This is a genomic window from Mycobacterium sp. NGS67 (genome assembly GCF_059812185.1).
Genome location: NZ_JCALCF010000030.1, coordinates 46,500 through 57,410 on the forward strand (window position 1 = coordinate 46,500; position 10,911 = coordinate 57,410).

8 protein-coding genes are annotated in these 10,911 nt (G+C 61.8%); 1 reads left to right on the plus strand and 7 read right to left on the minus strand.

Features of this window, described 5'->3' with window-relative positions; genetic code table 11:
• Nucleotides 1-9 precede the first annotated feature (9 nt).
• A complete protein-coding gene (locus AC5Y4D_RS22535) occupies nucleotides 10-273 on the minus strand; it encodes a YdeI/OmpD-associated family protein (protein ID WP_499942967.1) in 264 nt (87 codons plus the stop codon).
• Nucleotides 270-1,574, minus strand: coding sequence for an ammonium transporter (locus tag AC5Y4D_RS22540; RefSeq protein ID WP_500038246.1), 1,305 nt, complete (start codon nucleotides 1,572-1,574; stop codon nucleotides 270-272). The genes AC5Y4D_RS22535 and AC5Y4D_RS22540 overlap by 4 nt, the downstream gene beginning before the upstream one ends.
• Nucleotides 1,575-1,678: 104 nt before the next feature.
• Here AC5Y4D_RS22540 and AC5Y4D_RS22545 point away from each other — a divergent pair, with 104 nt between their 5' ends.
• Complete coding sequence (locus tag AC5Y4D_RS22545) at nucleotides 1,679-2,653, plus strand: hypothetical protein (protein ID WP_500038247.1); 975 nt, start codon at nucleotides 1,679-1,681, stop codon at nucleotides 2,651-2,653.
• A 252-nt stretch (nucleotides 2,654-2,905) separates the two neighbouring features.
• Here AC5Y4D_RS22545 and AC5Y4D_RS22550 read toward each other — a convergent pair whose 3' ends face one another.
• The 5 genes from AC5Y4D_RS22550 to AC5Y4D_RS22570 all read right to left on the minus strand — a co-directional run bounded on the left by AC5Y4D_RS22550 (nucleotide 2,906) and on the right by AC5Y4D_RS22570 (nucleotide 10,617).
• Nucleotides 2,906-3,184: a type II toxin-antitoxin system TacA family antitoxin gene (locus AC5Y4D_RS22550; RefSeq protein WP_500038255.1), complete on the minus strand. Its 279-nt coding sequence runs from the start codon at nucleotides 3,182-3,184 to the stop codon at nucleotides 2,906-2,908.
• Between the two features lie 326 nt (nucleotides 3,185-3,510).
• Entirely contained in the window at nucleotides 3,511-6,447 is a 2,937-nt protein-coding gene (locus AC5Y4D_RS22555; RefSeq protein ID WP_500038248.1) for a type I restriction endonuclease subunit R, read from the minus strand.
• On the minus strand, nucleotides 6,447-7,628 hold the full coding sequence (locus AC5Y4D_RS22560; RefSeq protein WP_500038249.1) for a restriction endonuclease subunit S: 1,182 nt from the start codon (nucleotides 7,626-7,628) through the stop codon (nucleotides 6,447-6,449). The genes AC5Y4D_RS22555 and AC5Y4D_RS22560 overlap by 1 nt, the downstream gene beginning before the upstream one ends.
• A complete protein-coding gene (locus tag AC5Y4D_RS22565) occupies nucleotides 7,625-9,118 on the minus strand; it encodes a type I restriction-modification system subunit M (RefSeq protein WP_500038250.1) in 1,494 nt (497 codons plus the stop codon). The genes AC5Y4D_RS22560 and AC5Y4D_RS22565 overlap by 4 nt, the downstream gene beginning before the upstream one ends.
• The gene (locus AC5Y4D_RS22570; protein WP_500038251.1) at nucleotides 9,115-10,617 is read right to left on the minus strand and encodes a type I restriction-modification system subunit M; all 1,503 of its coding nucleotides are present in this window, start codon (nucleotides 10,615-10,617) and stop codon (nucleotides 9,115-9,117) included. The genes AC5Y4D_RS22565 and AC5Y4D_RS22570 overlap by 4 nt, the downstream gene beginning before the upstream one ends.
• Nucleotides 10,618-10,911: the final 294 nt, after the last annotated feature.

Genomic DNA, 10,911 nt, shown 5'->3' on the forward strand with positions numbered 1-10,911 from the left:
GAACGGGGCCTACTTGCCGTTGCGCTCGCGGTGCTTGCATCCCGGCCAGCAGCACGGCCGGCGCTTGCCTTCCTCGAGTTCCTCCTGAGTCCGGCGGATGCGGCGTTCGCGGGTCTTGTCCTGCTTGGCGTCCTCGACCCAGCAGATGAACTCGTTGCGCGCCAGCGGTGTGATGTCGTTCCAAAGGGCCAGTGCCACCGAGTTGGCCGTCAGCGCGTCGCGCAGGTCCGCTGGGAGCTCGTGGACCACCCCGCCTTGCACCTGCTGGCTCATCGGAGATCCTCCTCATCCTCGGGCTGCGAACGTGGTGCGTCTTGCTGACCGAACAGCGGGCGGTGCATCTGCTGATGGCCCAGCACGCCCTCGGTGTACGCCGTCTCGGCATGCTGACTGAGGTCGACCCCACTCACCTCGTCCTCGCGGGAGACGCGGAACCCGATCACCCGGTCGATCAGTTTGGCCAGCACGAAGCTCACCGTAAACGCGTAGAGCGCAACCACCACCATCGCCACCGACTGCTTGCCGAGTTGACGCAGACCGCCGCCATAGAACAGTCCATTCGGGCCCCCCATCACCGCGGTGGCCAACAGCCCGATCAGCAGCACGCCGACCACGCCGCCGACGAAGTGCACGCCCACGACGTCCAGGGAATCGTCGTAGTGCAGCTTGAACTTGACCGTGATGGCGAAGGCGCACACGATTCCTGCGGTCAGTCCGACGGCCGCGGCACCCAGGACGTTGACGTAGCCGCATGACGGCGTGATCGCCACCAATCCGGCGACCACGCCGGAAGCGGCGCCGAAGGTGGTCGGTTTGCCGTCGCGGATCTGTTCGACGGTCAGCCAGCCCAACATGCCCAGACAGCCGGCGACCAGCGTGTTCAGGAAAATCGCGGAGGCGACACCGTCGGCGGCCATGGCAGAGCCGGCGTTGAACCCGAACCAGCCGAACCACAGCAGCCCGGCCCCGAGCAGCACGAACGGCAGGTTGTGCGGGCGCATGGCCTCGGTCTTGAAACCGATGCGCGGACCCAGCACCAGCGCGAGCGCGAGCGCGGAGGAACCCGAGACGATCTCGACCACCAGACCGCCCGCGTAGTCGAGTGCGTCCATCTTGTGCAACCAACCGCCGGGTTCCCAAACCCAGTGCGCCACAACGGCATACACAGCGATCGTCCACAGCGGCACGAAGACCAGCCAGCCCACGAATTTCGCGCGGTCGGCGATGGCGCCGCTGACCAGCGCGGCGGTGATGATCGCGAAGGTCAGCTGGAACGTCGCGTAGAGGAGTTCAGGGACCTTTCCATGCAGCGTCTGCGGCCCGATCCCGCTCATTCCCGCGTGCGCCAACCCCCCGATGAGGCCGCCGCCGTCGGAAAACGCCAGTGTGTACCCGACCAGCAGCCAAGCCACCGTGACCAGCGGGATGGAGATGAAGCTCATCATGATCATGTTGAGCACGCCGGTGGTGCGCACCATCCCGCCGTAGAAGATCGCCAGCCCGGGGGTCATCAGCAGCACGAGCGCGGTGCTGGCCAGCAGCCATGCGGTGGCGGCGGGATCGATGGTGTTCAACGCGACGACTCCTTCGATAGGTACCGAAGAGAATGTAGGCGTGCTGGATCGGGTCGTCGGCAGATGGGGCGGTGAACGCCGCGCGGACGACTACTGTCATGCCCGTGGCAGGGCGCGGTCGAATCGGCACCGGGCTACTCGCCCTGGCTGCTGTGGTCAGCGCGTGCACATCCGAGCACGCACCGCAGAATCCGCCTGGGGCCAGTGCAACAGACACCAGCATCGTTACACCCACCAACGACGCCGATCGCGAGCGTCTGAGCACCATTCAGCGGACCCGCGCCATCGACATCTGCGCCCTGTACGGCACGGCGCACGAGGTGGCCGGACGGACGGTGACCATCGATGCGCCGACGTCACCGATTCTGTGTCGGGCTCGCATCGGAGCGGACGCTGACAACATCAAGGCGACGATTTCGCTGGCGGTCGGTCCCGCTGTGCTGCCCCAGCCGGCGGCCTGGGCCAGGCACGCCACGATCGACGGCACCGACGTCACCGTCGCCGACGCCTTCGACGGCCCCGACATGCCCCCACGCGACCAGGTGGTGTCCGCGAGCTGCGAGTGGGCGGCCACCTATCCCGGCAGTGTGCGGCTGACGGCTCAAGTGATGGCGCCCCCGCAGGTCGAGGGTTGCGCGTTGGGGCACGATCTGATGCAGGTGGCACTTCGCGAATACGCCAAGAAACCGTCCCTGGCGGCGAGTTCCGTGCCCCGAACCGTGATCACCGGAGCAGACCCGTGCCGCGCTGCGGCTCGGTTGCGGCCCGCGCACGCGATTTCGTGGGACATACCGGAGTTCAACACCCATGAATGCGCCTTCGGCGTCGACGGCGGCCCGACTGTCTACCTCTCGCTGGACTATGCGGATCCTTCGCACCTCGAATACAAGGGGGAGCATTTCGACGTCGGCGGGCACGCCGTGCACGGAGATGCCGAGACGGGCATCTTCACCGTGGTGATAGGTCCGCAGTTCCGGGCGGGCTCCGCACGTCTCGCGCCGGTGGCCACGATCAGCGATCCCGCCAAGGACATGGGCCGGATACGGCTGATCGCGCAGGCCGTCGCGGACGAGTACTGACTCCTCCGTGAGCGCAGATCGTCGACTCTTGGCCGCGTGCCTCGCAGAAACGCCATCCGCTGTTGTCGATCGGTTAGGTCTCAAGATTCGATCGGCGCGGAAACCGGCCGCGAAAAGGCACCGCCCACCGGAGATGGATGTCTTCCGAGATTGATGCATCAGCCGGTTACTTCTGCGGCGGGTCGAGCAGGGCGCGGGCGTCTTTAAGCGAGTCGGTCACCACATCGATCGGTCGGGGCGCGCCGTAGCCACTCACTCGTCGAAGATCGACGGCTCCACGAACAACTTCTCCAGCCGCGGCTTATGCGACACCGGCCGGTCCAGCACCGACACGAACTCCGACCAGGCCGGCGCGTCGAGCATGAACAGCCGGCGATCGGCGAGCACGTTGCGGGCATGAGCCAGCGCCGCGGTCACGGTGAAGTTGGTCAGGTCGGTCCCCTCCACTTCGGCGGCACGACGAATCAGTGCGTCCTGCTCAGCGGTCAGACGCACCGCGAACCGCTCGGTCTTCGTAGCCACGCAGACCATTGTGGGCCTATCAGTCACACAATGCGACGGCGTACCTGATCGGCCTTGCAGGTCAACCGTTCCGACATGCTCAACGTTTCCTTGAGCATGTCTACGTCGTGGCGCTTGGCGGCGGGGCTTAAAACTTCCCTTGGCCCCCCGCAACGCGTCTTTTTCTTGTTCGGCCTCGGCCAGCAACCGCTTGAGGCGCGCGTTCTGCTCGCGCAGCTCCGTGCCCGCGCCCGTGTCCATGTCACCGTAGGTGCGCCGCCAGCTCAGCAGCGGCGATCTCCTCGCCAGTCTTGCTGAGATGAGCCCACAGCGGTCAATCCTCGGGCCATGATGATTCAGTAATACTCACGCACATATCCCAGCGCCCTCTCAAACACGTCATTGTCCCGAATCTTGAACTGCACGTAGAGGGTTTTCCTCAAGGCCTGGCGTACTTCCTGGTCACCTCGGATGGTCGATTGCCAGCCGACAAACCGAACCCCGCGCACAACTTCATCGATGCGGTTGACGATGTTCTCCACGATGATCGGGGTGTCGTCAGTCTTAAGCGCTTCGAAAAGCTCCGTCAGCGCCGCTTTTCCCTGCTCCTCCGGCGCGACCTCATCTACAGCCTTCTCTGCGGCGACTGTATCTTTGGCCAGTTCTAAGAGCTCTCGGAGGAAGTCGAGGCTGGATTGCTGTATGTCCGAGTACTTTTCGCGCAATGTGTTGAGGCGCTGCCCTAACTCGATAAAGACGGGGTTGTTGAGATGGCGAGCAATCCGAGCCGTGATCTGTTTCTCGATTTCTTTGATCGGGATGTCCCTGCGCTTCCCCGTCATCAAGTCTTCGATCGTCTGCGCGTCGAGCACGATGGTCTCGTCCCCTTCGGGGATCTCAACCTGAATGTTCTCGTTGATCAGCTCAATTGTCTTGGCACCTAACGCATGCCAGACAAGCCTGCCTGTTATGTCGGCTGGCCGTACCGACTCATACACATCGGTCAGCCACTTGTAGTCGTCGCGGAACGCCTTGAGCATCGGGTCGGGACTGAGCGCCTCCCACAGCTGCGAAACCACGCTGTAGGCAAGCCCGAAAGCGTCCTTGGCGGCGTCGTCCGCGATCGCGGCCTGCGCGCCTATCAACCCTTCGTAGCCACCCACGGAACGATCGACCCCCGGAAAGAATGCGACAGCGGCCGCTATTGCAGGGCCAAGCTGGTCCTTCAATTCCTCGATGTTGCTGACCACCGCCTGCACCGTCGCGTCGTCGAAGGCAAGCGACTTCGCTACGTCATCGAATATGCCGAGGTAGTCGACGATCAAACCGTGCGTCTTCTTGGGGGGGTAGACGCGATTTGTACGGGTGATCGCTTGCAGGAGCGTGTGTTCTTTTAACGGCTTATCCAGGTACTGCGTCTGCAGGATCGGCGCGTCGAATCCGGTGAGCAGCTTGGACGTCACGATGATGATTTTCAGCGGATCAGCGGGGTCGTTGAACCGAGCCACGACTTGCTCCAGCTCGTCGGCGCCGGGCGTCCACTTTGCCCACGTTGCTGGGTCAGTGCGCGACTTTGACATTACGATCGTCGAAGCCTCAGCTGGGAGCATGTTGTCGAGGGCTTCCTTATAGGCCACGCAGGACGCTTTGTCGTACGCGACGAGCTGTGCCTTGAAGCCTTCGGGGGCAACTTTGGTGGTGAAATGCTCGACCACATCAGCGGCAACGTGGCGGATTCGGTCGGGCGCCTTAATAAGCACTTCGATGGACGCCGCCTTCTTAGAGAGCGTGATCTTCTCGCCCTCCGTCAGATTGCGTTCGGCCGCCAGTTCCTCGAAGGCAGCGTCGATCTTCTCCTGGTCGAGGTGGATCTCGGACAGGCGCGGCTCGAAATGCAGTGGCAGAGTTGCCCCGTCGCGGATGGAGTCCTGGAACGTATACCGCGAAAGGTAGCCCCCCGCGTCTTCCGGGGAACCGAACCACATGAACGTGTTGCGGTCACGCTTGTTGATCGGTGTACCGCTGAGCCCGAACAGGAACGCGTTTGGCAGCGCCTCGCGCATCTTCTGTCCGTAGTCCCCCTCTTGGGATCGATGAGCTTCGTCCACCATCGCAATGATGTTGTGGCGATCATCGAGAACGCCGTCGGCTTCCCCGAACTTGTGGATCGTCGTGATGACGACCTTGCGCGCCCCCTGAGTCAGCAGAGTCTGCAGCTCCTTGCGGGAGTCTGTCGACACGAGCCCGGGTACATCGGAGGCGTTGAAGGTGCCGGTGATCTGGGTGTCGAGGTCAATGCGGTCGACGACGATCAGGATGGTCGGGTTGGTCAGCTCGGCCATCGCCCGGAGTTTCAACGCGGTGAACACCATCAGCAGCGACTTACCCGAGCCCTGGAAGTGCCAGATGAGTCCTTGCTTGATCTGGCCGTGCAGGACGCGCTGCACGATCAAATTGGTTGCTTGGAACTGCTGAAATCTGGCAATGACTTTTATCTTGCGGTGCTTTGAGTCGGTCGCGTAGATGGTGAAGAACCGCAGGAAGTCCAATACAGCGGCGGGTTTGAGCACACCGTTGACGGCCTCCTTGACGACCTGCAAACCAACCTTAGCCGGCGCGTCGGGGTCAGTCTCCTCCTCGCGCCACGGGCCCCACAGCTCGACCGGCATTCCGATTGTCCCGTAGCGGAAGTCCTTGCCCTCGGTCGCGAACGAAAACACGTTCGGCACGAAGAACTGCGGCACACTAGCCTCGTAGTCGTCGTGCACCTGCGCGGCGCCGTCAATCCACGAGTACGCCGCACGGATCGGGGTCTTCGCTTCACCGACGACGAGTGGAAATCCATTGCACCACAACACCAGATCGAAGCGCTTGGTCACCCGCCCAATCTGTAAGGTCACTTCGGTCGACACCATCCACTGATTCGAGGAGTCCTCTTCTGGACGATCGAAATCAATGAGGCGCACCGTGGTGTGCTCACCGTTTGGGCCGAACGGCATCGACTTCTGCCCCGTGAGCCACGACATGAACCGCTCATTCGCCAGCACCGGATGCGGGCTCGTCCGTGCCGAGATGAGGATTGCCCGCAGCGCATAGATGACCTCGTCCGCCTTTCGCGGGTCGGCCTCGATCTCCGGGTTCAGCCGGATCAGTGCAGCCTTCGCGGCTCCTTCCAGAAGCACCTCATCAGTACGGCGCGGCAGTTCGTTGCCCGGCACGAATTGCACGTCCGCCGACTGGACCAGATCGCGGACGAAGTCACGCACGCTGTTTGCCTCGTTGAACTGCGGCATCAGCCACCTACGAAGATCTCGTCCAAAACCGCCGAGTTAATTACGCCAAGAGCGTTGGCTTCTTCATTATGCATCGAGAGGGCTGTCTGGAACTCGTTGATGCGAGCCAATACCGCAAGTTGCGCCTCTTTGGGAGGAAGCGGAATCTTGCGTGCAAGGTACTGCTTGACCGAAAGGTTTGCGATGTTCGTTGTCCGCTTTGAGTAGTCGCGCGGAACACCAGCGTGCCAGTCTCGGCGGAGGCGCCAAAACAGATAACGAGGTTCCACCAAGTTCTCATCCGGTCGAAGCAGCCGCTGGAAGTCTGTTGGTATACACGCTTCGAGACCATCACCCGCGATAACGACTCGGCCGACAAGTTGGGTGAACGTGCCACCGGAACGCTCGAGAATGATGTCACCCGGACGCACCAGACGTGACTCGGCCTGGCGCATAGACACGGAGCGGACTGGCGAACCATAGGTGGCGAGCTCCGGTTCGCCGGAGGCATAGACACGCGGCCCGAGGGCAAGTGCGTCGACCTCGGCCTCGCCCTCGGGAGAGCCCCAGACCCCGCCGACGATATCCGTGCAGAGACTATCGATCGCCACGTCGCTCCCGGTCGCTGTTCGGAATGCCTCGTCCAGATAGGCCGCGAGCGCCGCGTCCAACGCGCGCCGTCGTCGTGCCAGGGCGCGGTGGTGACGCTCGACGGCCCAGAGGAGGTTGGCGATGCGTTCCTGCTCGTCGAGGGGCGGCAAGTCAAACACAAAGTTGGCAAGGTCCCGCCAGTTAGTACGCGGTGAGAGGGAACCGGCCGACGTGCCGAGGGCGTGGTCGAAGAAGTCGTTGGATCGGACGAGGAATGGCAAGAATCGGCCGAGTATTTGAGTTTCGTCAGCCCCGAACGTGTAGATGTCACCCGAGCAGATGGCATCAAAATCGGCGTAAGCCACCTTCCGCTGGTAAGCCCGACGCTTGCCGAACAGAGTTTGTCCTGACTTCACGCGCCGAGTAAACGTCGTTCCTTCGACAGTGAATCCCCATCGGCTGACTTTCAGCTCGCCTGGGTCGATGTGTTCCATGGCGATGATTCGGGCGATGCCGGCCTCATCCGGGTTCCGCACGGTTTCATTGACGTTCCGGACGACGTCACCGAAAGTGACTCGTTTCCAGCCTGACCTGTCGAGATTGAGGCTCACGCAGGCACCTCGTTCCCGACCGATGAAAGCACTTGCATAACAGCGGAATTGGCCGCGTCGGCGGCGCCCCGCCAATCTGCCACGGCATCGTCGACGTCGACATGCTCACCTGCATCGGCAGCCTTGGCACCCGCGACGTACAGCGGGATTGCGAGGCTCGCGCCCTTGCTGGCGATCTCATCGAGCGTCGCAACGGACGCAAACTGCTCAATCCCGGTGAAGCCGCGGTAAGCGTCAAGAATCTTCTGCTGATGTTTGTCGCGTAGGAAGGACTGCGCTCGCTCGCGAGACACTTCGTTGACCGCGTTAATGAACAACACCTTGCCCTTGCGTTCGGCGGGCTTGATGTAACGCAGCGTGACCACCACGGCTTCCATCGGACTGTTGTAGAACAGGCCAGCGCCGAGGCCAAGAACGCACTCGATGAGATCGGACTGCACCAGTGCCGCGCGCATTGCAGCCTCCTCGCGTCGGAAGAGCACACCGTGCGGAAAGAGTATGGCTGCGCGTCCCGTCGAGGGGTCGAGGCTCTTGGCTATGTGCTGGAAGAAGGCATAGTCTGCGCGACCTTGTGGCGGGATGCCCCACACGTTGCGGCCGTACGCGTCGCTAGTGAACGCGTCGCGGTTCCAGGCTTTGATTGAGTACGGCGGGTTGGCGAGCACCACGTCGAACGTTTTCAGACCGCCCTTTGCGTCCAGGAAGGCGGGGCGGGCAAGCGTGTCGCCGTGAGCAATACGGCCGTCTGTGATGCCGTGCAGGAACAGGTTCATCCGTGCAATCGCCGATGTCCCGTAGTTGAGTTCCTGGCCGAAAAGCCGCACGCTGCGCCACTCTTCACCTTGACGCTTGAGTTCAGCGACGGTGGAGATCAGCATGCCGCCTGTACCGCACGTCGGGTCGTAAACCGACTCGCTAGGTCGAGGTTCTAGCATGAGGGTCATCAAATGCACGAGGGTGCGATTGGTGTAGAACTCCTGGGCGGTGTGGCCGGAATCGTCGGCAAACTTCTTGATCAGGTACTCGTACCCGTTACCGAGTTCGTCCTCGGGCAGGTTCGCAATCGACAATGTCTTTGTTGAGAAGTGCTCGATCAGGTCCGCCAGGGTGGAGTCGGGCAGGAGGTCCTTATTGCCCCAATCGCCGTCCCCGAAGACGCCGGGCAGGGTATCGGGGTTGGCAGATTCAATCGCCCGCATCGCCCGCAAAAGGGTCGTCCCAATGTTCTGAGTCACGGAACGAATGTCGTTCCAATGGCATCCTTCAGGGATCGCGAAGCGGTGGTTTTCCGGCAGATCTGCGAGCTGCTCATCCCCGTACGTGGCCATCGCGGCCGCATGCTCTTCGTCATAGACGTCAGAGATTCGCTTCAAGAAGACAAGCGGAAAAATGTACTGCTTGTAGTCACCGGCGTCGATAAGGCCGCGCAGCACGACGGCTGCGCCCCACAGGTAGGACTCCAGCTCCCGTTGGTTGATCTGTTCTGTCATGCGCTCAACCCCCACCTGGCCAGCTCGGCTTCGAGAGCCAAGCGTGTCTCTGAGGCGTTTGTGTTTGCAGTCGCGAGATACGCGAAAGCTTCCGCAACAGTTAGGTTGTCACCGGTATCCGCGGGGACCACATACAGTGGAATGTTCAGACTGAAATCGTTCGCAGCGATCTCACCAAGGCCGACGACGCGGGCGCGGCCATCGATGTCGGCGAACCCCCTGTAGGCGTTGTACAGCTCCTGAACGTGGGTGGGCTCCAGAATGTTCTGGTTGCGCCCCTTCTTCATCAAATCTTCGCCGCCGATAAACAGCACCTTGCCTGTACGTTCCGCGGGCTTGTGGTGGCGAAGGACCACAACACATGCAGCAAGACCTGCGCCGTAGAACAGATTCGGGGCGAGTCCGATGACCGCCTCGACCCTATCCGCCTTGAGCACATGGGCGCGTATGCGCGCCTCTCGGCCCGGTCGGAAGAGCGCGCCTTGCGGCAGCACGACCGCGACACGACCGGTCTCGTGGTGGGCAGACGTAAGCATGTGCTGGACCCACGCCCAATCGGCGTATGCCTTTGGTGGAACACCGCCGAGCTGACTGCGGCCCCACTTGTCAGTAGCCCACTCGACCTCGCCCCAATTCTTCAGCGAGAAGGGCGGATTCGCCACGACACAGTCGAACTTTGCCAGATGATTTCCAGTATAGAAAGCCGGGTTGCGCAGAGTGTCTTCACGAATGATCTTGAAGTCCTCGACCCCGTGCAGCAGTAGGTTCATGCGCGCGATCGCGGAAGTCGCCAGCACCTTCTCTTGCCCATAGAGCTTGCCCCACAAGGTTTTCGGACTACCGCCAGCGGACTTCACGTGCTCGATGACCTCGATCAGCATGCCGCCGGTGCCACAGGCCGGATCATAAACACCCTCACCCTCCTGCGGATCGAGGATCTTGATGAGCAGACCGACGACCGAGCGCGGAGTGTAGTACTCGCCGGCTTTTTTGTTCGACTGGTCGGCGAAACGCTTGATGAGGTACTCGTACGCGTTGCCGAATACGTCGGGTGTCACGTTCGCATTGGACAGTGTTTTCGTGGAGAAGTGCTCGATCAGGTCGGCGAGCTTGCGGTCGGGGAGCTTGTCCTTGTTGGTCCAGTTCGCGTTGCCGAAGATGCCGTACAGCGTCTCGGGGTTGGCCTTCTCGATCTCGCGGAAAGCGGTCTGCAGCGCACAACCGATGTTCTCGGTGTAATTGCGCACATCGGACCACAGCCTGCCATCTGGGATGGCGAACCGATGATTCTCGGCGAACGCCGCGAATTCATAGTCGCCGTCGGACTCGGTAAGCGCCTCCGCGAACTCTTCCATGTAGACGTCGCTGATCCGCTTAAAAAACATCAGCGGAAAGATGTACGCCTTGAAGTCCGCCTGATCGACACTCCCGCGCAGCAAGTCTGCCGCTTTCGCGAGGTATTGCTCAAGCTCCGGCAGGGTGATGCGGTCAGTCGTCAAGGGGCCCCCTTTCTTCGCAGCCATCGTGCATGCAGCCTCTGACAGAAGATGTGGCAGGGGTCTACAGGGCAGGGGGAGAAATTTGACGGACCGATTAGGTTCACTACTTTAGTGTTGGGCGCAATCAAGTCTTGCCCGAGAGTTCACTTGGGGAGTCGCACCCTAATCGCGCAAAGGGTCCCGTCCCGCAGTCCACGGCCCGCCAAACCGCCAGACACACGGTTCACGTCCTCTTCTGAGTTCGTAAATCTGGTGCAGCGCTGCGTAGAACCGCTCATCTGTGGGCGGAAAGTG